Genomic DNA, 21,863 nt, shown 5'->3' with positions numbered 1-21,863 from the left:
GGGTTGTGCGGGCGGATGCCCGCTGGGGCGTGACAAGAGGGGGAGTTACCCCTTCTTGATGAAGCCGGCATCCATGATGCCAACCAGGTTCGTGATCTGCTCGTCCTCGGTGCGACCCAGCGACGAGGGCACGATCGTGTTCGTCAGCGAGATGCCGTCGAGGGCGTCGTTGTAGTCGAGCTTGCCGACGCTGAGCATCGACGCGAGCATCCCGTGGGTGTCCATCCCGTTCTCGGGGTTGGCGCCCGGGGCGAACGGCGTGCCCGCCTCGTGACCCGACGGGAACGCGCCCGTGGCCTTGCCGTAGACGACGTTCGAGGTGATCGTCAGCACCGACTGCGTAGGAATCGCGTCGCGGTACATGGGGATCGCCTTGATCTTCGACATGATCGTGTGCACGATCGTCGCGGCGATGTCGTCGGCGCGGTCGTCGTCGTTGCCGTAGACCGGGAACTCGCCCTCGGTCACGTAGTCGACGACGAGGCCGGTCTCGTCGCGCACCGGCGTCACCTTCGCGTACTTGATGGCCGACAGCGAGTCGGCGACGATCGACAGGCCCGCGATGCCGCAGCCCATCGTGCGTACGATTTCGGAGTCGTGCAGCGCCATCTCCATGGCCTCGTACGCGTAGCGGTCGTGGCAGTAGTGGATGATGTTCAACGCCTCAACGTAGGTCGCGACGACCCAGTCGAGCATCTGCTCATACCGGTTCCACACGTCGTCGAAGTCGAGGGGACCGTCGCCCTCGACCGGCTCGTGACCGGGGACGATCTGCTTGCCCGAGACCTCGTCGCGCCCGCCGTTGATCGCGTACAGCAGGGCCTTCGCCGCGTTCACGCGGGCACCGAAGAACTGCATCTGCTTGCCCACGCGCATCGGCGAGACGCAGCAGGCGATGGCCGCGTCGTCGCCCCAGCGCTCGCGAATCTGCTCGTCGGCCTCGTACTGGACCGACGAGGTCTCGATCGAGACGCGCGCGCAGAACTTCTTGTAGCCCTCGGGCAGACGCGGCGACCAGAAGATCGTGATGTTCGGTTCCGGCGCCGGGCCGAGGTTCATGAGGGTCTGGAGCAGGCGGAACGACGTCTTGGTGACGAGCGTGCGCCCGTCCTCGCCGAAGCCGGCGTCCGACCACGTGGCCCAGTAGGGGTCACCCGAGAAGATCTGGTCGTAGGCGATCGTGCGCAGGAAGCGGACGATGCGCAGCTTGATGACGAGAGCGTCAATGATCTCCTGCGCCTCTTCCTCGGTGAGGATGCCGCGGGCGAAATCGCGCTCGAAGTAGCAGTCGAAGAATCCCGACAGGCGCCCGATCGACATGGCGGCGCCGTCCTGGGACTTCACCGAGGCCAGGTAGCCGAAGTACGTCCACTGGACGGCTTCCTTCGCCGTGGTGGCCGGACCCGAGATGTCGAAGCCGTAGCCGGCCGCCATCGCCTTGAGCTTCTTCAGCGCCTTGATCTGCTCGGAGTGTTCCTCGCGGTAGCGGCACCAGTGCTCGGAGAACGGCTTGTCGGCAACCGCGTCCTTGTCCTTCTGCTTCTCCTCGATGAGCTTGTCCACGCCGTAGAGCGCGACGCGGCGGTAGTCACCGATGATGCGCCCGCGCCCGTAGGCGTCTGGCAGGCCGGTGATGATGTGGGAGGAGCGGGCCGCGCGGATGCGGGGGGTGTAGATATCGAAGACCGCGTCGTTGTGGGTCTTGCGGTACTTCGTGAAGATCGTCCGGATGTCCGGATCGGCCTCTTTGCCCGCCTCCTTGATGGCGGTCTCGACCATGCGCCACCCGCCGTTGGGCATCATGGCGCGCTTGAGGGGCACGTCGGTCTGGAGGCCGACGATGACGTCGTCCTCGTCGCAGATATAGCCGGCCGGGAAGGCGTCGACGTCGGCCGGAATCTTCGTGTCCACGTCGTACACGCGCTTTTCGCGCTCGACCGCGAGGTAGTTCTTATCCAGGGTCTCCCACAGGCGCAGAGTCTTGTCCGTGGGGCCGGAGAGGAACGAATCGTCGCCCTCGTAGGGGGTGTAGTTGCGCTGGATGAAGTCGCGCACATCGATGTGGTCGGTCCAGGTGCCCGGGGTGAAGCCCTCCCACGCCGAAGTGGTGGCCTCGGCCTCGGGGGCCGGAGTCGTCTCGGTCGACACTGTCGTGTTCTCCTTGTCGTCGGACCATCGGGCGGGTGAGCCCGGGGCGCTCGGCGGTGGTGCCACCGTTGCGCCACTCTTTGAGTCGCCTCTAATTTATGTCGACCCCGGTTTCTTCTCGACGGCGCGCACAGTGGCGGCGACCACAACCGGCGTCACCGCGCGGAAAGAGGCGCCTGTAATCCCCGACATATGGGCCCAAAGGCCCATGCCTCGCTAAGGCGCCGAGACGGCACGTGGAGGGGCCTCGCGAGGGCTATCTCGGAGGGCCGCCGGCGCACGTCAGCGAGTGTGGGCACCGTCACGCCGTCAGGATTTTGCGTCCGTGGTCGCGGTGTGGAATAGTTTCTGCTTGTCAACGGGACGAACGTGGACCGAATGACGGGCCCCCATCGTCTAGCGGCCTAGGACACCGCCCTTTCACGGCGGCGGCACGGGTTCGAATCCCGTTGGGGGTACCATCCACCCCGGTGGATGACAAATTGCATAGGCCCTGTGGCGCAGTTGGTTAGCGCGCCGCCCTGTCACGGCGGAGGTCGCGGGTTCAAGTCCCGTCAGGGTCGCCAGTTGGTCGGAAGGCCGACGCAGGCTCTGTAGCTCAGTTGGTAGAGCGTCCGACTGAAAATCGGAAGGTCACCGGATCGACGCCGGTCGGAGCCACGACCACCCTCGCACGGCGTGCGGGGGTTTTCTTTTTACCCTCATTCGGCACGGGTAGGGTTGGGGCATGGCACCACGGTCGACGTCGCAACGTACCGCCCCCGAACTCCACGCACCCCATCCCCTGCCTGATCCCGTCATGGCCGTGAGGCGGCTGACGAAGATCTACGGCAGCGGCGACATGGCGGTGCGCGCCCTCGATGAGATCAACGTCGACATCGAGCGCGGTCGCTTCACGGCGATCATGGGGCCGTCCGGATCGGGCAAGTCGACGTTCATGCACTGCCTGGCCGGCTTCGAGTCGATCACGTCGGGGTCGGTGCGCCTCGACGACGTCGAGATCGCTGGGATGAGCCAGCGGGCGCTGACGAAGCTGCGGCGCAACCGGGTGGGCTTTATCTTCCAGTCGTTCAACCTCATTCCGACGCTGAGCGCGGCCGAGAACATTCGCCTTCCCCAGGACATCGCCCACGCGAAGGTCGACGAGGATCGCTTCGCCGCCGTCGTCGATGCGCTGAATCTGCGCGACCGGCTGAGCCACCGCCCCGCCGAGCTCTCGGGCGGGCAGCAGCAGCGGGTCGCCTGCGCCCGCGCGCTCATGCAGAACCCGACGGTGCTCTTCGCCGACGAACCCACCGGAAACCTCGATTCGCGCTCGACCGAACAGGTGCTGAGCTACCTGCGTCGCGCCGTCGACGACTTCGGGCAGACCGTCGTCATGGTCACCCACGAAGCCCAGGCCGCGGCCTATGCCGACACCGTGCTGTTCCTCACCGACGGTCGCGTCGTCGCCCAGCTCGACGACCCGAGTCAGGGTGACGTCCTGGATGCGTTGGCGGCTCTGGATCCTCACGCGGGGGAGGAGCGCGCATGAGGCGCGTCGTCTGGCGCGGCCTACGCGCCAACTGGGGCCGCTTCCTGTTGACGCTGTTGGCCGTCATGCTCGGCGTCGCGTTCCTTTCGGGCACGCTGGCGCTGCGCGGCGTCCTCGCCAGCTCCTTCGAGGCGACGCTCGGGTCGTTCTACACCTACCCCGTCTACGTTCACGGCCCTTCCGACGGCTCGGCCGCAACGTCGTATGCGCCGCTGAGCGAGGAGCAGGTTGGCGAGGTCAGTCGCGTCGAGGGGGTCGCCAGCGCGGATCCCATCTACTCGACGAATCTGCCGATCCTCGGCCCCGACAAGCAACCACTCGGGGTCGCCGGGTCGTCGCTCGTCATCATCGGCACCCGCGAGGGGGCCACGCCGTGGCCCAAGATCGTTCGCGGTCACGCCCCGCACGGTAACGGCGAGATCGGCCTCGAGGCCTCGGCCGCCGAGCGGCTGGGCGTCAGGGTCGGCGACACCCTCTATCGGGTCTCGGGCACCGACCTCGTTCCCATGAGCGTGACCGGACTCTACGACTACGAGACCCCGGTGTCGCTCATCGCTGTCGGCATCACCGATCCCGCCTTCGCCAAGGAACTCATGGGGAATCCGGCCACGGCCGTCCAGGTCGGCGTGCTGCCGGCCGCCGGCCACACGGACGCCCAGGTCACCCGCGACATCCGAGCGGCACTGGGGGCAGACGTCACCGTTCAAACGCGCGAGCAGGTGAGTGACGAGGCCAACAAGCAGGTCAATCAGGCGCTCGGCTTCATCAACACGTTCCTGCTCGTCTTCGTCGCCATCGCCTTCTTCGTCGGCATCTTCATCATCGCCAACACGTTCCGCATGAGTGTGCGCGCCGAGCAGCGCCAATTCGCGACGCTGCGCGCCCTGGGCGCCTCCACCCGGCAGGTCTTTGCCGTCGTCGCCCTTCAGGGACTCATCATCGGGCTGGTCGGCTCCGTCGTCGGCGTCGGTCTGGGGGCGCTCCTCATCGCCGGACTCACCCGTCTGCTCGACAGCCAATTCGGCGTCGTGCTCGGCTCCGTCGCCATGCCGATGACAGTCGTCGTCACGTCCATCGTCGTCGGTATCGTCGTCACCTTCCTCGGTGCGGTGTTGCCGGCGCGTGAGGCCGCGCTGACTCCGCCGGTCGAGGCCATGCGTGCCCAGGAGGCGCACGAAAAGCCCCTGCGGTTGCGCGCGCTGCTGGGCGGGGCCATCACGTTGGCCGGGATCGGTGCCATCGTCGCGGTCGTCGCCTCGGACACGCCCAGCGGGGCCATGCTGGGTTGCGGTGTGGCCGCCCTCGTCGTCGGCGCCTTGATGATCGCCCCCGTGCTGGCCGGCCCCGTCATGTGGCTCCTCGCCATTCCCCTGCGCCTCGCCCGACCCCTGGGCCGGCTGTCTCTGCGCAACGCCCTGGCCAATCCCCGGCGCTCGGCCGCGACATCGGCGGCGCTCATGATCGGCGTCATGCTCGTCACCGCCGGATCCGTCGTGGCGGCGACCGTGCGCGAATCCACCCAAGACGTCGTCGACTCCCAGCTGCGCGCCGACCTCTTCGTGTCCTCGATCACCTCCCAGGCATCCCGGACGATCTCGTCGATGCCATTGCCACCATGGACGGGGTCGACGAGGTGGGCCGCGGCTTCCGGGTGACCTTCGCCGAGGCGAGCCGCAACGAGGCCACCCCCGAACGCACGATGGTCGCCGTGCTACCGAGCAACTACGCGTCGTTCCTCGACCTCAACGTCACCGACGGCTCGCTTACGCCGTTCCTCAACGACCGCGCAGGCACCGTCCTCGTCTCGCGCACCTACGCCGAGGCCAATGCCATCCACCCCGGGCAGCGCGTGCGCCTCGCCGGAGCCGCGGGACAACGCGACCTGCGCGTCGGCGCCATCATCGACTCGAGAATCCTCGTCGAACCTTTCGTCATTAGCACCGACACGATGACGGAGCTCGGCCTGCCCGATGCCCCCGTGTCGCCCCTCATGCTCACCGTCACCGACGAGGCCAAGGTCGCCACGGTCAAGCGGGCGATCGCCGACAAGCTCGAGCCGCTGCACACCTACCAGGTCCTCGACCGCGACGAATTCAAGGGACAGCTGGCCGACCAGGTCAACACCGTCTTGGGGATCCTCTATGCCCTGCTGGGACTCTCGATCGTCATCGCCGTGCTCGGCATCGTCAACACGTTGTCGCTGTCGATATCCGAGCGCGTGCGCGAGATCGGGCTGCTGCGCGCCGTGGGCATGTCGCGCTCCTCGGTCGCCACGATGGTCGTCATGGAATCGATCCTCATCTCCGTGTTTGGGGCGTTCCTCGGCCTCTGCCTGGGCACCTTTGTCGCCTTCGGCCTGTGCGACTACCTGAAGAGCCAGGGGCTGACCGACATGGTCTTGCCGTGGGGCACGCTCGTCACCCTGGCGATTGCCGCCATCGTCGTCGGGGCGCTCGCGGCGATTGCCCCCGCGCTCAAAGCCGTGCGATACCGGTTATTGGACGCGATCGCTCGCCACTAGCGGTCGTTTCGTTATTACACTGGCATGAGAACGCAAAATGCGAAAAACTATGACGAAAATGTCCTGGTGGTGAGGAGAATAATCAGTGGCTGACCACAGCAAACGCGACCGCGCTCACGAGGGTACGCACCGCTCGGTCCCGCAGGTGCCGCCGACCCCCGGTTTCCATCCTGCCCCCGGCAAGGAGACGGACACGGGATCGCACGCGACCATTCCGTCGACCCCGGGATTCCACGCGGTTCCGCGCGTGAATGAGGCCCCTGCCGCGGGGGTGAGCCGCGGGGGTGAGAACTCGCCGACCGCGCCGACCCCGCGCCAGCGCCCCGCCGCCGAAGGTCGACGTATCACGCGCCCGACGGCGCCCGCCTCTCGCCCCGCGGGTTCCCCGACGCCAGCTGCTCCGGCGACTCCGGCCGCCGCGACCCCCGCGGTTACCGCGCCGCAGCCTCAGCCGGCTCCGGCCACCGCCGCCACGCCGGTTGCTCCCGAACGTGCTCCCGCGACACCCGCGACCGGCGCGAAGGTGAAGCGCGCGTCGGTGTTGCCAAAGATTCGGCGCAAGGTCGACAGCCCGCGCGTGCCCAGCTATCGCCCGCTCGTTGATGACGAGCCGGCACCGGCACCCGCGGCACCGGCCCAGCCCGGTCCCAAGGCCACCCCGGCAGCGTCGACGCCCGCGCCCGCGCCGGCACCCGCGGCACCCGCGCCGGACTACCGTCCCCCGCAGCGTCCCGAAGCCGCCGCGCCGCGACCCGAGCCGCGCGAGCCCAAGAAGGACGCGCGCGCGCAGCGGCCTCGCCGCGACGCAGCTCCCACCGAGGCGGCGCGCAGCGCGGATCCGAAGCGCGCGGGCGTGGGGGTGCTGTTCTCGCAGCTGTCCGACCAGGTCCAGACCCTCGCCAAGGGCGAGGTGGCCCTGCTCAAGGCCAAAGTGCAGGGACTCGTCGCCAAGATCGGCACGGGGGTGGCGCTGCTCGTCGTTGCCCTCGTCCTCGCCCTGTACATGTTCGGCGTCGCCCTGCACGCGGCCGTGCTCGGGCTGGCTCACGTCATGCCGCACTGGGCCGCGGCCCTCGTCGTCGCCGGCATCCTGCTCGTCATCGTCATCATCCTTGCCCTCATCGGGGTGAGCATGGTGAAGAAGGGGCTGCGCGCGACGCCGAAGCCGCAAGAGGACATCAAGAAAGATATCAACGCCGTGAAGAAGGGAATCTCTCAGTGAGCGAGCAGATGTCGCAAGCCCAGATCGAGGAGCAGCTGCGCCACACGCGCGAAGAGATCACGGACACTCTCAACCAGCTGGTCGACCAGGTCGACCCGCGCCGTGCTGTGAAGCGCTCGAAGCAGCAGGCCCAGGCCGGTGCTCGCGAACTCGGCGATCAGGCGAAGGTGAAGGCCCGCGATCTCCAGGTCCAGGCGCAGCGCACGCTCGAGGACGCCAAGCACGGCGACAATCGGGCCCGTGCGATCCTCGCCGGTGCCGCGGCAGGGGCCGGTCTCGTGGGCTTCGCGCTCGTTCGTCGCCTTATCAAATAGTCGCCTCCACTGCCCGAAAAGTTCTGGGTTCGGGCATGCCTCGTCCTGGCGTAGGCAAATTGCCACTGTTCGCGGTACGGTTGGGGCATCGAAAAATTTCTAAACAGATGAGGGCGCACCTTCGCGTGCCGCCCGTGACACGTGGAGGGGGTCGACCCCATGGGGCGCGGCCGTCAGAAGGCTAAGCAGACGAAGGTTGCTCGCAAGCTGAAGTATTTCAGCCCCGAGACCGACTACGACGCGTTGCAGCGCGAGCTACAGGCGCAGCGCAAGCGCGAGAGCGGCGATGACGATGCTTGGCGGTACGAGGACGTTCCCTCGGCCACCGGCGATGACGACTGGTACGACGGCGGACGCTAGACGATCGCCGTCCCCACGTATCGATGAGCGCCCGGCCACAGGCCGGGCGCTCACGTATTACCAGTACCGTCCATCGGGCAGCTGCGGAGTCTCGGACTCTTCCGGAGATTGCTCCTCGCGTTCGTGTGCGTCGCGGTTGCGCTCGCGCAGTTTATTGCGGCGCTGTTCTTCGGCGCCGGTGTCCGTGTTCTGCGGCGACGGCGAGGTCTCGGGTGAGGTCGGCTGCGTCGGATGGTCCGTCGACGAATCCAACGGTGAGCCCTGCTCGCTCTTGGACGACTGGCGGTCGTGGGCGTCGTGCGCCTGCTGTCCCCTGTCCGTGTTTGCGCCGCTGGGGCCGGCGCACGGCTGCGACATGCGTGCGGCTTGCGCGTAGCTCGCCGTCGCGCCGCCAGTGTCGCCGGCGGCGGCCAGCGCGTCGCCCTGGCGTTCGATGCCGATCGACAGGTTGATGCGAACGAGGCACTCGGGGGAATTGACGTTGACGATGTAGTCCGTCCCATCGATCGTGTGTCGATCGGCGGTAGGAACGAGCCGGAACGCCTCCGTTAGCCGGTCGACGCCCTCGTCGGTGCGCCCCGCCATGAGCCGCGCCGTGCCGATGTTGTAGGGGGACCGCCACGGCTCCGGCCACGTCCGCGTCAACGCGTACTGGTCGCCGAAACCCGCCAGGGCGCGCCCAAACAGTCGCTCATTCGCGGCGTGGGATGAGGTGAGCGACCAGCCCCACAGGCCGCACAGCGCGATGCCGGCGATGCACACGAGTGCCACCAACGCGGTGACGATGCGCATCGCGATGCGCAGGGGCCGAGGGAGCTGGCGCACGTGTTCGCGCACGTCCGGCTGGCGGCGGGGTAGTCGAGGGCGTGTCATCGCTCGCCTCCCGTCGTCGGGGTGTGCAGCTGGCGGATCCGGTCGCGGCGGATGCGGGTGAACCGGGCTTGGGCGAAGATCTCCCAGGCGACGAGACCGACGAGGATCCACGTCAGGGGCCAGATGACATGGCGCGGGACGGTCGTCTCGACCGTGACAGTGTCACCGTCATCGCTCACGAGGCGGTGCAGCGCGCCCGTCAGCTCCTCCCCGGCTCCTCGGTTCACTGCCGGAATCCCCAGTTGGGAGGCGAGCTTCGCCATCGCCTCGGGATCCGCGTGCGAGACTGCGGCCGCTCCGGTCTCGGGATCGCGGATCTCATCGCCGAACTTTCCGCCCCCGAGGTAGGGCCGCATGGTTCCCCCCTGCCGGGTTCCGTACGTCGCCACGATTCCCTGGCTAAAGACGGCGTCGTCATAGTGCGAGGTGGCGAGCGAGGACGCGGTGCCCTCGCCATCGCTGAGGATGATGAGGGCGGCTCGTCCGGCGTCTTCGGTGGCCGAGCGCGCGTCGGAGTTGGCCATCGAGGCGGCGATGGACACGTCGGTGCCCGTGGCGTAGTAGGCGATCTCGGGCGTGAGCGCGTCGGCGTAGGCGACGACGGCGCCGGCGTCCGTCGTCCACGGCAGTTCCCGCTGCGCGCGCCCGGCCACGGTGATGATCTCGAAGCGCGCCCCCGACAGCGTCGACGCGATCTCGCGCATGTCGGCTCGCATAGCATCGAGGCGCGAGGTGCCGCCGGGCATATCTGCGGCGCTCATCGATGTCGTCTTGTCGACGACGATGACGACGTTGAGAGAAGAGACGAATGCGCTCGTGGCTTGGGGCAGCGACGGGGTGATCCCCATGATGAGGATGAGCACGGCCATCGCCGCGCGTCGTCCCCACACCCAGCGGGCGCGGCGGCCGTCGCGGACGGCCTGGGCGACGAGTATGACCACGGCCCAGGCGACAAAGGCGATGCACACGGGGGCCGGGATATTCCAGTCGAGGCTCATCGGCGCACCGCCCATCCCCATGCCAGGGTCGGCACGAAAAGCAGCGCGAGCCACTGGGTCAGCCCCCGGTCGTCGTCGTGGACGATCGGCGGGGGCGGATCGTCGACCTCGCCGGCGAGACTCGCCTCGATCTGGGCGAGGATCTCATCCGTGACGTCGGGATCGTCGGCGGCGAAGAACCGCCCACCCGCGCGTCGCGTTTCCGACTCCAGCTGATCGCGCGCCTGGGATACCTTGAGGTTCGCCCCCAAGTTGTCGTCGAGGCTGGAATATACGGTGAACAGGGTGATCGAGGCGTCGCGCACCTGGTCGATCGCCTGGGGCAGGGTGTAGATACCGTTGCCAATTTGGAGGTTGTCGGTGGCGAAGACGAGCGAGCGCGAGCGCTCATCGCGCGAGGGCGGGAACGCCTGCGCGCACGTCGCCAGCCCGTCGCCGACGAGCGAGGAGGAGTACTCGTCGTCGCTCGTCGTGGTCTCCAGGTAGTCGATGAGCTCGCCCGAGCCATAGACCTCGTGATCCTCGACGTGAACGGTGTCGAGAAGGTCCGACAGGTGCGCGAGTTGGCGGTGAACGAGGGCGTAGTCATCCGTAGGCGGGAAAACGGTCAGCGGGCGCGAATTCCACAGCACGAGGCCGACGCGTTCGCCGTTAAACTGCCGGGTCAGACGGGACATCGACTCGATGATGTCGCGGTCGAGGGGAAGCATCGACCCCGACACATCGAGGCAGAAGATGACGTCGCGCGTCGTCACCTTGGGGCGCTGGGCCTCGTGGTGAGAGGGAACGGTCGCGAGGGCGACGAGGATAGCAGCGATGATCGCCATCCCCATCCCAGCAAAGATGACCCGGCGCTTCCGGCGCGCGCGGATGCGCTGGACGATCGGCAGGGCCGCGACGTATCCCGAGTGGGCAACCCGCGTCGGCTCGCCCGCGTGGACACCGCCGCGGTGCCACCCGATGACGGCGGCGGCGACGAAGATCGCGAGGGCAAGGAGGGCAAGAACAGCGCTCATGGCCGCTCCTGCGGATGCTGGGCGTGGGGAGCCTCCCGCTGAGGGGCACGCCCAAACCGGTCGCGCCAGCGTGGGGCATCGGGAACGTCGGCCGCCTGTGTCGCGTTGTAGATGAGGGTGCGCACGCGCGTCAGGTTCTCCTCCAGATCGGCGCGGGAAAGGGCAGCGAAGCTCGGTTCCTGGCAGCGGGCAAGCGTGTCGCAAAAATCCGGCCAGATGTCCCCGAGCGCCCGGCGGATCTCGCCCAGCGTGGCGACCTCGAGGTTTTGCGTCGTCGCCCGGGTGCCCAGGGCGCGCAGAATCGCGGCGAGGCTGAGGTGGGTCTGGGAGAGCGACTGCTGTCCGGACACGGCCTCGGCGCGCACCTCGTCGACCTGGGAGAGCAGTAGGCGGCGCTCCTCGATCGAGATCTCGTGCAGGCTGCGCTGGCGCAGCAGCTGGCGTGGCGCGGGCGGAATGCGCATGACGATGCGCATCCACCCGGCGACGGCGGCAGAACCGAAGACGAGAACCATGCCGAGCCACAGGACCCACGCGCCGAACGGGGTCGTCGGAATGAGGTCACCGGCGGCGGCGATCATCGTGACCTCCCGCGAAAGAGCCCGTAAAACGCGTCGATGAGCCCCTCGGACGAGGCGACGTCGCGGTGCGGCACGGCGAGGGAATCCAGTCCTTCCTCGGCGCGCCTGCGCACCCCGGCGGCCCAGGCGCGCGCCTGCGCGGTGACCTCGCGGTGGGCAAGCAGGGTGTCGTCAAGCGGTCCCAGCTGCGCGTCGTAGACGTCGCTCCCCGCGAGGTCGGCCGGGTCTCGATCGGCGATCGTGAGGACGTAGACGCGGTGGCGTGCCCGCAGCCGGCGCAGCTCCTCGATCGCCTCGCCGGCTTGGACGATGTCGGTGAGGATGACGACGAGCCCGGGCCGACGCAGCATCCGGTTCGCGTGGGCGATGACGGCCCCCAGGTGCGACGGGGCCTGGTCGGGTCCGTAGGCTGCGCGCAGCGTGCGCAGGACCACCTCGGCGTGGGCGTTGCCCGAGCGCGGGGGCAGGTAGCGCCCCTGCGTTCGGGTGCCGAAGACGATCCCGAACGGGTCGGAACGCATCGCGGCGAGAAACGCGAGGATCGCGGCCGCCTCAGCGGCAATCGCCGACTTGGTTTCCCCGGACGGAGCCAGCGCGCTCATCTCGCGCCCCGTGTCGGCGATGACGAGGAGCGGAGCGTTCGTCGAGGTGAGGAACCGCCGCGACATGGGTTCCCCCGAGCGCGCGGTGGCCGCCCAGTCGATCCGCGACACGTCCTGGCCGGGTTGGTAGGGGGCGATCTGGTCGAAGTCGAAGCCGCGATCGGCCGCGAGGCTGTGATGGGCACCCTCGAGCGCCCGCACCGCCCTGCGCACGTGTGGCAGGGACAGGCGAGCGCGGACGGCGGCCAGCAGCGACGAGGACGGCATTAGGGGACCGGCACCACCTGGAAGACGGAGTCGATGATGGACTCCGGCGAGATCCCCTGGGCGATCGCGTCGTAGGTGCGCACGATGCGGTGGCGCAGCACGGCGTGGCGGGTCGCTGTGACGTCGTCGGGAATGACGTAGCTGCGCTGGGCGAGCAGGGCGTGAGCCTGGGCCGCGCGCATGAGCGCGAGGGACCCGCGCGGAGACGCGCCCATCCGCAGGTTGGCCATGAGGCCGGGAATGGGGGAGGGGCCGCCGCCGCGCGTGGTGTTGATGAGGTCGACGATGTAGGTCTGGATGCTCGGGTGAACGTAGACGCGTGCGCAGTAGCCCTGAAGGGTCGCGATGTCCTCGGTGGTGACGGTGCCCTCGGGCAGGTCCGCGTCGAAAGATCCGGCCGCGTGGGCGGCGACCACGGCGATCTCGTCGCTAGGCGTCGGGTAGGGCAGCACCGTCTTGAGCAAGAATCGGTCCATCTGGGCCTCGGGCAGGACGTAGGTGCCCTCTTCCTCGATGGGGTTTTGGGTCGCCATGACCATGAACGGCGCCGGCAACGGGTAGTCCGTGCCGCCGATGCTCACCTGGCGCTCCTCCATGGCCTGAAGCATGGCCGACTGGGTCTTTGCCGAGGAACGGTTGATCTCGTCGAGGAGGACGAAGTTCGCGTGGACCGGCCCCAGCTGCGTCGTCATATGCCCGGACGACATCGAGAAAATCTGGGTGCCGACGATGTCGGACGGCATGAGGTCGGGCGTGCACTGGATGCGGGCAAAGGACGCGTTGACGGACGCGAAGGTCTTCGCGGCGGTCGTCTTCGCGAGCCCCGGCACCGATTCGATGAGGATGTGGCCGCGGGCCATGAGCGTGATGAGGAGGGCCTGGGTCAGGTCGTCCTGGCCGATGATGCGCAGCCGCACGTGCGAGGTGATCTGGTCGATGATGTCGCCCGCGCGGGCCAGCTCGGTTGCATCGAGCGTAGCCGGGCTCGTGCCGGAGGGATCCTCGGGATGCGGGCGGGACGCGTGCGTCATGGCAGCTCCTGGACGTGTGTGACGAATGGCCTCAGTGTATAAGGCAATGCGGCCGCTCCCGGGCGCCGCGACGCCGGGTGCCTGCGTGTGGACACAGCCCCGCCCGCTCGCGCGCCCGATTGGTACGCTGGAGGGCGTGAAGACCCTCATTCTTGGTTCCGGGGGCCGCGAAGGTGCCCTTGTTCGAGCCCTGTCTGTCACCACTGCCCGGTCTGACCTATTCGCCGCTCCCGGAAACCCGGGGATGCGCGACGTCGCGACGCTGATTGATCTCGATCCTCTCGACGCAGACGCCGTCGCCGCGTGGTGTGGCGAGCACGACATCGACCTGTGCGTGATCGGCCCCGAGGCCCCGCTCGTCGCCGGTGTCGCCGACACGGTGCGTGCCGCCGGAATCGCCTGTTTCGGTCCCTCGCGCGCGGCCGCCCGCCTCGAGGCGTCGAAGGCGTTCGCCAAGGACGTCATGGAGTCCGCAGGCGTCGCGACCGCCGCCTGCCTCGTGTGTCGCAGCGAGGACGAGGTCGCCGCCGCACTCGATCGCTTCGGCGCCCCCTATGTCGTCAAGGACGACGGGTTGGCCGCCGGCAAGGGCGTCGTCGTTACCGAGGATCGCGACGGGGCGCTCGCCCACGGCCGCGCCTGCGTGGCCGGTGACGGGCAGGTCGTCGTCGAGGAGTTCCTCGACGGCCCCGAGGTGTCGCTGTTTTGTCTGTGCGACGGCCACACCGTCGTCCCGTTGAGCCCGGCGCAGGACTTCAAGCGGGTCTTCGACGGCCAGCGTGGCCCCAACACCGGCGGCATGGGTGCGTATGCGCCGCTGTCGTGGATCGACGCCGACCTGGTCGATCGCGTCGTTGCCGAGGTCGCCGAACCCGTCGTCGCCGAGATGGCTCGCCGTGGCACTCCCTTCACCGGACTGCTCTACTGCGGCCTGGCGCTGACAAGCCGGGGCGTGCGCGTCGTCGAATTCAACGTTCGCTTCGGTGACCCCGAGACCCAGGTCGTCCTGCCGCTCGAGGGCGAGCGCGTCGGCGAGCTGCTGTGGCGCGCGGCCACCGGCACCCTGGCCGACGCCCCGGCACGCGGCGACAACACCCCGGGTGCCGCCGTCACCGTCGTCATCACGAACGAGGGGTACCCCGGCCCCCTCACCCGACCGGGCGAGGTCATCGGCGGGCTCGACGAGGCCGCACAGGTCGAGGGTGTCTACGTCATCCACGCCGGCACGGCCGAGCGCGACGGCGAGATCATCGCGACGGGCGGGCGCGTCCTCAACATCGTCGCCACCGGTGACACGCTCGAGCAGGCACGCGAACGCGCCTACCGCGCCGTCGCCGCCATCGATGTGCCGGGGTCGCACTATCGCGGCGATATCGCCCGGGTTCAGGCCGAGGCGTAAGCGCGGCTACACTGGCCTAGACCCCGCAGGAAGGACGTGCCCGACGTGAACCCGACCGATCCGCAGCTGTCGTCTGATAAGGCGCTCGAGTCGCTGTTGGCGAGGACGCGCGCCGACATGACCTCGCGCGCGCTCGGCGACATGGACCGTGTCACCGAGGACCTCAATAACCTCCTGTATCGGGTGCGCGGAACGCGACGCACGGCATCGGCCCACACGGGCGGCGATGCGGCGGCATCGGCGGCGGCGCGCTCACTGCGCCCGCTGTTGGCTGGGGCCGACCTCCAGTTGCTCGGTGTTCCCGCGAGCATCGCCGGGCTGCGCCCGGGCAGCATGGACGACCTCGTCGAGTTCATCACCCCGTCCGAGGCGTTGGTCGCTCACCCGGGCACGTTTAGCGTCGTCCTCGGCCGCATCGACACCGTCACCGAGGCCATCCAGACGGCGACCCGCCTGGCGCGGCGCACGCCCGGTCCGGCCCATGTCGTCCTCGGCGGGGCAAAGACGCTGACCCCGGGGCAGGGGTTGCGGGCGCGCTCGGCCGAGCAGCTCGACGAGATCGCCGCGACCTACCCCGACGCCAGCCTCGTTCTCGTTGTCATCGATTCCCCGTCGACGACGCACGCGCGCTCGTCCGAGAATCTTGCGCAGGCGGCGCGCGCCCAGCGGGTGTGGGCCGTCGTCTCCGCGCTCGAGGATCCGGCCCACGTCGACGAGTGGCTGTGGCACCTGCCCGCCGGGCTGCGCGCCACCGACTTGGCGGTGACCGAGATCTGGGAGGCGGATCGACCGGCCGCCCCCCTCGGGTTGGCCACGCCCGTCGGCCTGCTCGACTTGGCCCCGGCCTCGCGCGAGCTGTGGCGACTCATCCTCTCCGAACGCCTGCGCCGCGACGGCTGGCGCGGCTGACCGCCCCTGGGTCGTTCGGGGTCCGCGTCATTCCCGTGAACTCCCCGCGCTCGGCGTGGTGACGTGTGTAACAATGTGGCCATGGCAACTTCGCAAGCACCGGCACTGCGCGGCTGGCGCCACCTCAGTGGCGGCAAGGTCCGTGAACTGTATATCCCCGCGGGTGTGAGCCCGCACGAGGCCGAGACCGTCCTCATCGTCGCCACCGACCGCATCAGCGCGTTCGACCAGATCCTGCCGACGACCATCCCCGGCAAGGGTGTCGTGCTGACGCAGATGAGCCTGTGGTGGTTCGATCAGCTCAAAGACATCGTTCCCAACCACGTCGTCTCGACCGAGGTCCCCGACCAGGTCGCGGGCCGGGCGATGATCTGCCGTCGCCTCGACATGTATCCCCTCGAGTGCGTCGTGCGCGGCTACCTCACCGGTTCCGGCAAGGCCGACTACGACGAGACCGGCGAGGTCTGCGGCATCTCCCTGCCCGAGGGGCTGGTCGAGGCCAGCGAGCTGGAGCAGCCGATCTTCACGCCGGCGGCGAAGATGAACATGGGCAAGCACGACATCAATGTCACCTTGGCCGACGTAGACAAGATGGTTGGCCCCGAGCGCACCGCCGAGCTGCGCGAGACGTCGCTGCGCATCTACGAGCGCGCCGCCCAGATCGCCCGCGACGCCGGCATCATCCTGGCCGATACCAAGCTGGAATTTGGTTCGCTCGTGTCGGTGGGCGGCCCCGCCGTCGTGCTCGGCGACGAGGCCCTCACGCCCGATTCCTCGCGGTTCTGGCCCGTCGACCAGTGGCACCCGGGCTCGCCAACGCCGTCCTTCGACAAGCAGCTCGTGCGCGACTGGCTGAAGTCGGACGAATCGGGGTGGGATCCGGCATCGGGAACGACCCCGCCCCCGCTGCCCGACGAGATCGTCGAGCGCACGTCGAATCGCTACGTCGAGGCCTACGAGATGCTCACGGGCCAAACGATCAATCTCTGAGCGTCACGCGGCCGGCTCCGTCGGGGTCGGCCGCTTCGCGTGAGGCGGCAGTGGGCCGAAGTGGCGGCAATGTAGGATGGTTGACGGTACCGACCGGGTAGCCGATCTTCCTCAGATCCACCGTGAAGGGGACTCCAATGGGACGCATCGTCGTCGACATCATGCCCAAGCCAGAAATCCTCGACCCCCAAGGAAAAGCCATCCTTCCCGCACTGCCCCGCCTGGGCATCGACGCGTTCACCGCGGTGCGTCAGGGAAAGCGTTTTGAACTCAGCGTCGACGGGCCCGTCACCGAGCAGCATCTCGAGGCCGCCCGCGAGGCCGCGTCGACCCTGCTGTCGAATCCCATCATCGAAGACGTCGTGGCCGTTCGCGCCGACGAGGACGCCCAATGAGCGCGCGCATCGGCGTGGTGACCTTCCCGGGCACCCTCGACGACCAGGATGCGCGACGGGCCGTGACCGCCGCCGGCGGTGAGGCCGTCGCCCTGTGGCACAAGGACCCCGACCTCCACGGCGTCGACGCCATCGTGTTGCCGGGTGGCTTCTCTTACGGCGACTATCTGCGCTGCGGCGCGATCGCCCGCTTTTCGCCCGTAATGGACTCGATCATCGACGCGGCCGGCGCCGGCATGCCCGTGCTGGGCATCTGCAACGGCTTCCAGGTGCTGTGCGAGGCCCACCTGCTGCCCGGTGCCCTCGTGCGCAACACCGGACAGACGTTCCGATGCGAAGATAAGCCGCTCATTGTCGAGAACGCCGAGACTCCGTGGACGGCGGGCTTCGAGGCCGGCCAACAGATCATCATCCCGCTCAAGCACGGCGAGGGGTCCTATCAGGCCCGCTCCGAAGACCTCGCCCGTCTCGAGGGCGAGGGCCGCGTCGTCTTCCGCTATGCCGGCGAGAACCCCAACGGCTCGGCCAACAACATCGCCGGGGTGACGAACGAGCGCGGCAACGTCGTCGGCCTCATGCCCCACCCCGAGCACGCGATCGAGCCGGGATTCGGCCCCGATACGCCGGGCGGCATCCGCACGGGCCTCGACGGACTCGACATGTTCACCGCCGTCCTGCGCACCATCGCCGGCTGATAGTCCGTGGACATTGCCCGCCTGAGCGCGCGTGATATCGACGCGCTGCTCGGGCGCGTCCACTGTGTCGAGGTGCCGGTGGCCGCCGATGAGGTTCTTCGCGGCGCCCGCGTCCTCGTCACCGGGGGCGGGGGCAGCATCGGACGCGAGCTCACCCGCCAGATCGCGGCTCGCGTCCCCGCGCGCCTGACGATCCTCGACCGCGACGAATCCGCCCTCCACGCGACCGAACTGACCGTCACCGGCGACGGCCGGCTGGTCTCCGACATGTGCGCGCTCGCGGACATCCGCGACCACGCGGCCCTGGGGGCCATCGTCGACGACGTCGCTCCCGACGTCATCGTCCATGCCGCCGCCCTCAAGCACGTGCCCCTGCTCCAGCGCTACCCGGACGAGGGCTGGAAGACGAACGTGGTGGGCACGCGCAACGTCCTCGAGCACGCGCTGCGCATCGGCGTCGACGCGTTCGTCAACGTCTCCACCGACAAGGCGGCGGATCCCGCGACGGTGTTGGGAGTGACGAAACGCGTCGCCGAGCGGCTCACCGCCCACGCGGCCACGCTCGGGCAGGGGCGCTACGTGTCCGTGCGATTTGGCAACGTGTGGCCCTCGCGCGGCTGCGTCCTCCACACGTTCGCCCACCAAATTGAGCACGGTCTGCCCGTGCGGGTCACGCATCCCGACGCCACCCGCTACGTCATGACGTGCGAGCAGGCGTGCCGACTCGTCCTCGAGGCCCTGGCAATCGGCGAGGGCGGCCAGGCCCTCGTCCTCGACATGGGAGCACCCGTTCGGATCGCCGACGTGGCCCGCCGGCTGATCGAGCGCGCGGGAGCCGACGTCGCGGTGACGTACACCGGGGTGCGCCCGGGCGAGAAGCTCACCGAGACGCTCTTTAGCGAGCGCGAGGATCCCCACCCGACCGCGCACCCGGCCATGCGGGCCGTGACACCGGCCCCGCTGGCGTTCGAGCACATCGGCACGGGCTACCGCGACGTCGCCGGCCTCATCTAGCCGGAAGCGGACTCAATAGCGGCGTGCCGCGCCACCTGCGCACAGGCAACGCGGCACGCGCGTGAGAGTAAAAGGGCTAGTGGGTGAACAGGTCGCGCAGAACCCGATCCGAGGCGGCGGCCGTCTCGGCGACGTCGATGCTCACGAGCGTTCCCTCACGCTCCGAGCTCAGCGTGACGAGCTCTCCACCGGTCGTTCCGATCCGGGCGACGGCGACGCCCTCGGCCTCGGCGGCGGCCGCAACCGCGCGCAGCGCCCCCTCGGGCACGGCGACGAGAGCGCGAGCCTGGGACTCGGAGAACAGGCGGGCAACGGTGTCGAGGTCGCCCTCGCTCGGCAACGCATCCAGGTCGATGCTGGCACCGATTCCGCGCCGCGTCGCCATGTCGACCACGGCCTGAACGAGGCCGCCGTTCGACAGGTCGTGAGCGGCGCGCACGACGTGGAGGACCTGGCCGCTCTCGCCGCTCAGCGTCGCATTGGCGAGGGCGATGAGGACGCGCCCCAGCGCGGCTTCGGCACCGAGGTCGACCTGCGGCGGACGCCCGCCCAGGTGGTCGTGAACGATGCGCGCCCACGCCGACCCGTCGAGCTCGTCGCGCGTGGTCCCCAGCGCGACGATCGCCAACCCTTCCTCGTCCCACCCCGAGGGACGGGCCTTGCGGACGTCCTCCATGACACCGAGGACACCGGCGAGGGGGGTCGGGTTGATCGACGTCACGGGGGTGCCATCGGTGCCGCCCGAGGAGTTGTAGAGCGACACGTTGCCCCCGGTCACGGGAATCCCCAGCTCGCGGCAGCCGTCGGCCATGCCCTCCATCGCGGTGACGAGCTGCCACATGCCGTCCGTCGTCTCGGGGTTGCCGAAGTTCAGGCAGTCGGTGACCGCCATCGGCGTCGCCCCGACCACGCAGACGTTGCGGTAGGCCTCGGCCAGCGCCTGCTGGGCGCCAACGTAGGGATCGAGCTTCGTGAACCAGCCGTTCGCATCGGTCGCGATGGCGATTCCGCGATTCGTCTACTCATCGACGCGTACGACCCCGGCGTCGTCGGGCTGGGCCAGCGCCGTGTTGCCCTGAACGTAGCGATCGTACTGGTCGGTCACCCAGCCCTTCGACGCCTGGTTGGGGTCGAGGAGGACGCGGCGAACCTGGTCGGCGATCGTCGCGGAATCGCTCGGGCGCGCCAGCGACGCAGACGTGTCCGCCTGTAGGTCGTCCTGCCAGGCCGGGCGAGCGTAGGGGCGATCGTAGACGGGACCGTCCGAGGCGACCGTCTTGGGGTCGACGTCGACGATTCGCTTGCCGTGGTGGTCGATCGTCAACCGGCCGTTGCCCGTGACCTCGCCGATGACGGCGGCCTCGACGTCCCACTTGTCGATGATCGCCATGAAGTCGTCGAGTTTTGCGGGATCGACGATTGCCATCATGCGTTCTTGCGACTCGGACATGAGGATCTCGCCCGCGGTCAGGGTGGGATCGCGCAGCAGGACGTTCTCGAGGTGGACGTGCATCCCGACAGAGCCGTTCGCGGCCAGCTCCGAGGTCGCGCACGAGATGCCGGCGGCCCCGAGGTCCTGGATGGCCTCAACGAGGCCCGCGGAGAACAGCTCGAGGCAGCATTCGATGAGGATCTTTTCCATGAACGGGTCGCCGACCTGGACGCTGGGGCGCTTCGTCGGCATGCCCTCGTCGAAGGTCTCGGAGGCGAGGATCGACGCGCCGCCGATCCCGTCCCCGCCCGTGCGCGCGCCGAAGAGGACGACCTTGTTGCCCACACCCTCGGCGTTGGCCAGGTGAACGTCGTCGTGGCGCATGACGCCCACGCACAGGGCGTTGACGAGGGGATTGCCCTGGTAGGTGGGGTCGAACTCCGTTTCGCCACCGATGTTGGGCAGCCCGAGGCAGTTGCCGTAGCCGCCGACGCCGGCAACGACCCCGGTGACGACGCGGGCCGTGTCCGGGTGGTCGGGCGCCCCGAAGCGCAGCTGATCCATGCAGGCGACGGGCCGCGCGCCCATCGAGATGATGTCGCGAACGATTCCACCGACCCCGGTCGCGGCCCCCTGGTAGGGCTCGACGAAGGACGGGTGATTATGCGACTCGACCTTGAACGTCACCGCCCAGCCGTCACCGATGTCGACGACTCCGGCGTTCTGACCCATGCCGACGAGCATGTGCTCGCGCATCTGCTCGGTCGTCTTGGCCCCAAACTGGGCGGCCAGGTGCTTCTTCGAGGACTTGTAGGAACAGTGCTCGGACCACATGACCGAATACATGGCGAGTTCGGCGTTGGTCGGGCGGCGCGAGAGAATCTCGCAGATCCGGGCGTATTCGTCGTCTTTGAGGCCGAGTTCGCGGAAGGGCATCTCCTGATCGGGCGTGGAGTGAGCGTCCTCGACGGTGTCGTAGGTTTCGGGGGCCGGCTGGGCAAGATCAGTCATAGTCGCCTCTGCATGTGCGAAGGGAGCGGACGCCTTCAGCCTAACGTTTCGGGCCGAAATAACACAGAAAGCCCCGTATCGGCGCGACCCGGTGGTAGTCGCTGCGCGGCTACCATGAGGGCATGACCGTACCCATCGCCCTGGTCGTCGTCGGTGTCCTCATGCTTATCCTCGCGGCCCGCTACGTCGCCGCGATGGCGCTGACGGGCAAGGAATGTTTCCGACTCGGTCACCCGCTCGGGCTGCGCGGGGTGCAGCTGCGCACCGACGAGGCGGCATGGGATGCCGGGCACCGCGCGGCCCGCCCACTACTCGGGGTTGCCGCCGCCGTCGCCGCGCTCAACGCGCTCGGCACGATTGGCCTGGTCGGGGGAATGGGAACGCTGCCCCAGGTCATCATCGTCGTCATCCAGTTCGCCCTCATCCTCGCGATCGCCGAGATTGCGCGCCGCGTGGCGATTCGCGAGGCGCGTGTCGTAAGGCGATAGGGCCGCATTTCTTTTCCGCACCCCTCCCTATGATGGGAACCGTACGACATCTCATCTTGGAGG

General features: G+C 68.7%; 20 protein-coding genes, 3 tRNA genes and 1 pseudogene. 16 read left to right on the top strand and 8 right to left on the bottom strand.

Translation table 11 applies throughout. The annotated features are described in order from the left end of the window. Positions 1-45 precede the first annotated feature (45 nt). A complete protein-coding gene (gene pflB / locus H8R18_RS08405) occupies positions 46-2,148 on the bottom strand; it encodes a formate C-acetyltransferase (protein WP_191071576.1) in 2,103 nt (700 codons plus the stop codon). Between the two features lie 385 nt (positions 2,149-2,533). On the opposite strand from pflB, the gene H8R18_RS08400 reads away from it, so the two are divergent. The 9 genes from H8R18_RS08400 to H8R18_RS08360 all read left to right on the top strand — a co-directional run bounded on the left by H8R18_RS08400 (position 2,534) and on the right by H8R18_RS08360 (position 8,099). Beyond that, positions 2,534-2,609 (top strand) — tRNA-Glu (locus H8R18_RS08400). Positions 2,610-2,637: 28 nt separating this feature from the next. Further along, positions 2,638-2,714: transfer RNA gene (locus H8R18_RS08395), tRNA-Asp, on the top strand. Between the two features lie 21 nt (positions 2,715-2,735). Beyond that, positions 2,736-2,808: transfer RNA gene (locus tag H8R18_RS08390), tRNA-Phe, on the top strand. A gap of 67 nt (positions 2,809-2,875) precedes the next feature. After that, positions 2,876-3,682 (top strand): ABC transporter ATP-binding protein, encoded by an 807-nt coding sequence (locus H8R18_RS08385; RefSeq protein WP_191071575.1) that lies wholly within the window; start codon positions 2,876-2,878, stop codon positions 3,680-3,682. Further along, positions 3,679-5,337, top strand: a complete 1,659-nt coding sequence (locus H8R18_RS08380) for an FtsX-like permease family protein (RefSeq protein ID WP_194189255.1) — start codon at positions 3,679-3,681, stop codon at positions 5,335-5,337. The genes H8R18_RS08385 and H8R18_RS08380 overlap by 4 nt, the downstream gene beginning before the upstream one ends. Further along, a complete protein-coding gene (locus H8R18_RS08375) occupies positions 5,298-6,203 on the top strand; it encodes an ABC transporter permease (RefSeq protein ID WP_194189254.1) in 906 nt (301 codons plus the stop codon). The genes H8R18_RS08380 and H8R18_RS08375 overlap by 40 nt, the downstream gene beginning before the upstream one ends. 85 nt (positions 6,204-6,288) lie before the next feature. Beyond that, complete coding sequence (locus H8R18_RS08370) at positions 6,289-7,425, top strand: phage holin family protein (RefSeq protein WP_191071573.1); 1,137 nt, start codon at positions 6,289-6,291, stop codon at positions 7,423-7,425. Continuing rightward, the gene (locus H8R18_RS08365; RefSeq protein ID WP_191071572.1) at positions 7,422-7,739 is read left to right on the top strand and encodes a DUF3618 domain-containing protein; all 318 of its coding nucleotides are present in this window, start codon (positions 7,422-7,424) and stop codon (positions 7,737-7,739) included. Before H8R18_RS08370 ends, H8R18_RS08365 begins: the two co-directional genes overlap by 4 nt. 159 nt (positions 7,740-7,898) lie before the next feature. Continuing rightward, positions 7,899-8,099: a DUF3073 domain-containing protein gene (locus tag H8R18_RS08360; RefSeq protein ID WP_191071571.1), complete on the top strand. Its 201-nt coding sequence runs from the start codon at positions 7,899-7,901 to the stop codon at positions 8,097-8,099. Between the two features lie 57 nt (positions 8,100-8,156). Here H8R18_RS08360 and H8R18_RS08355 read toward each other — a convergent pair whose 3' ends face one another. Genes H8R18_RS08355 through H8R18_RS08330 form a run of 6 tightly spaced genes read right to left on the bottom strand, consistent with a single transcriptional unit; the run spans position 8,157 to position 13,467 of the window. Beyond that, positions 8,157-8,972: a hypothetical protein gene (locus tag H8R18_RS08355; protein ID WP_191071570.1), complete on the bottom strand. Its 816-nt coding sequence runs from the start codon at positions 8,970-8,972 to the stop codon at positions 8,157-8,159. Continuing rightward, positions 8,969-9,970 carry a vWA domain-containing protein gene (locus H8R18_RS08350; RefSeq protein WP_191071569.1) on the bottom strand — a complete coding sequence of 334 codons (1,002 nt, stop codon included), beginning with the start codon at positions 9,968-9,970 and terminating at the stop codon, positions 8,969-8,971. The genes H8R18_RS08355 and H8R18_RS08350 overlap by 4 nt, the downstream gene beginning before the upstream one ends. Further along, a complete protein-coding gene (locus H8R18_RS08345; protein WP_191071568.1) occupies positions 9,967-10,986 on the bottom strand; it encodes a vWA domain-containing protein in 1,020 nt (339 codons plus the stop codon). The genes H8R18_RS08350 and H8R18_RS08345 overlap by 4 nt, the downstream gene beginning before the upstream one ends. Then, positions 10,983-11,567: a hypothetical protein gene (locus tag H8R18_RS08340; RefSeq protein ID WP_191071567.1), complete on the bottom strand. Its 585-nt coding sequence runs from the start codon at positions 11,565-11,567 to the stop codon at positions 10,983-10,985. The genes H8R18_RS08345 and H8R18_RS08340 overlap by 4 nt, the downstream gene beginning before the upstream one ends. Further along, positions 11,564-12,436 carry a DUF58 domain-containing protein gene (locus H8R18_RS08335; protein WP_191071566.1) on the bottom strand — a complete coding sequence of 291 codons (873 nt, stop codon included), beginning with the start codon at positions 12,434-12,436 and terminating at the stop codon, positions 11,564-11,566. The genes H8R18_RS08340 and H8R18_RS08335 overlap by 4 nt, the downstream gene beginning before the upstream one ends. Continuing rightward, positions 12,436-13,467: an AAA family ATPase gene (locus tag H8R18_RS08330; RefSeq protein WP_338089193.1), complete on the bottom strand. Its 1,032-nt coding sequence runs from the start codon at positions 13,465-13,467 to the stop codon at positions 12,436-12,438. Before H8R18_RS08330 ends, H8R18_RS08335 begins: the two co-directional genes overlap by 1 nt. Before the next feature lie 136 nt (positions 13,468-13,603). Between H8R18_RS08330 and purD the strand changes: the two genes are divergently transcribed. From purD to H8R18_RS08300, 6 genes are all read left to right on the top strand, one after another. Then, the gene (gene purD, locus H8R18_RS08325; protein ID WP_191071564.1) at positions 13,604-14,866 is read left to right on the top strand and encodes a phosphoribosylamine--glycine ligase; all 1,263 of its coding nucleotides are present in this window, start codon (positions 13,604-13,606) and stop codon (positions 14,864-14,866) included. Between the two features lie 45 nt (positions 14,867-14,911). Continuing rightward, a complete protein-coding gene (locus H8R18_RS08320) occupies positions 14,912-15,775 on the top strand; it encodes a hypothetical protein (protein ID WP_191071563.1) in 864 nt (287 codons plus the stop codon). A gap of 81 nt (positions 15,776-15,856) precedes the next feature. Beyond that, a complete protein-coding gene (locus tag H8R18_RS08315; protein ID WP_191071562.1) occupies positions 15,857-16,765 on the top strand; it encodes a phosphoribosylaminoimidazolesuccinocarboxamide synthase in 909 nt (302 codons plus the stop codon). A gap of 137 nt (positions 16,766-16,902) precedes the next feature. Further along, a complete protein-coding gene (locus H8R18_RS08310; RefSeq protein ID WP_191071561.1) occupies positions 16,903-17,160 on the top strand; it encodes a phosphoribosylformylglycinamidine synthase subunit PurS in 258 nt (85 codons plus the stop codon). Continuing rightward, on the top strand, positions 17,157-17,855 hold the full coding sequence (gene purQ, locus H8R18_RS08305) for a phosphoribosylformylglycinamidine synthase subunit PurQ (RefSeq protein ID WP_191071560.1): 699 nt from the start codon (positions 17,157-17,159) through the stop codon (positions 17,853-17,855). Before H8R18_RS08310 ends, purQ begins: the two co-directional genes overlap by 4 nt. Before the next feature lie 6 nt (positions 17,856-17,861). Then, the gene (locus H8R18_RS08300) at positions 17,862-18,869 is read left to right on the top strand and encodes a polysaccharide biosynthesis protein (RefSeq protein ID WP_191071559.1); all 1,008 of its coding nucleotides are present in this window, start codon (positions 17,862-17,864) and stop codon (positions 18,867-18,869) included. 76 nt (positions 18,870-18,945) lie between these two features. Here H8R18_RS08300 and purL read toward each other — a convergent pair. Beyond that, positions 18,946-21,312, bottom strand: a pseudogene (gene purL / locus H8R18_RS08295) (phosphoribosylformylglycinamidine synthase subunit PurL). Positions 21,313-21,434: 122 nt separating this feature from the next. On the opposite strand from purL, the gene H8R18_RS08290 reads away from it, so the two are divergent. Beyond that, positions 21,435-21,800, top strand: coding sequence for a hypothetical protein (locus H8R18_RS08290; protein ID WP_191071557.1), 366 nt, complete (start codon positions 21,435-21,437; stop codon positions 21,798-21,800). Positions 21,801-21,863: the final 63 nt, after the last annotated feature.

The sequence above is a fragment of the Nanchangia anserum genome (assembly GCF_015240065.1).
Taxonomy (GTDB): Bacteria; Actinomycetota; Actinomycetes; order Actinomycetales; family Actinomycetaceae; genus Nanchangia; species Nanchangia anserum.
Note: the sequence above shows the minus strand (reverse complement) of the source record. Positions and strands in the feature narration are given on the sequence as shown.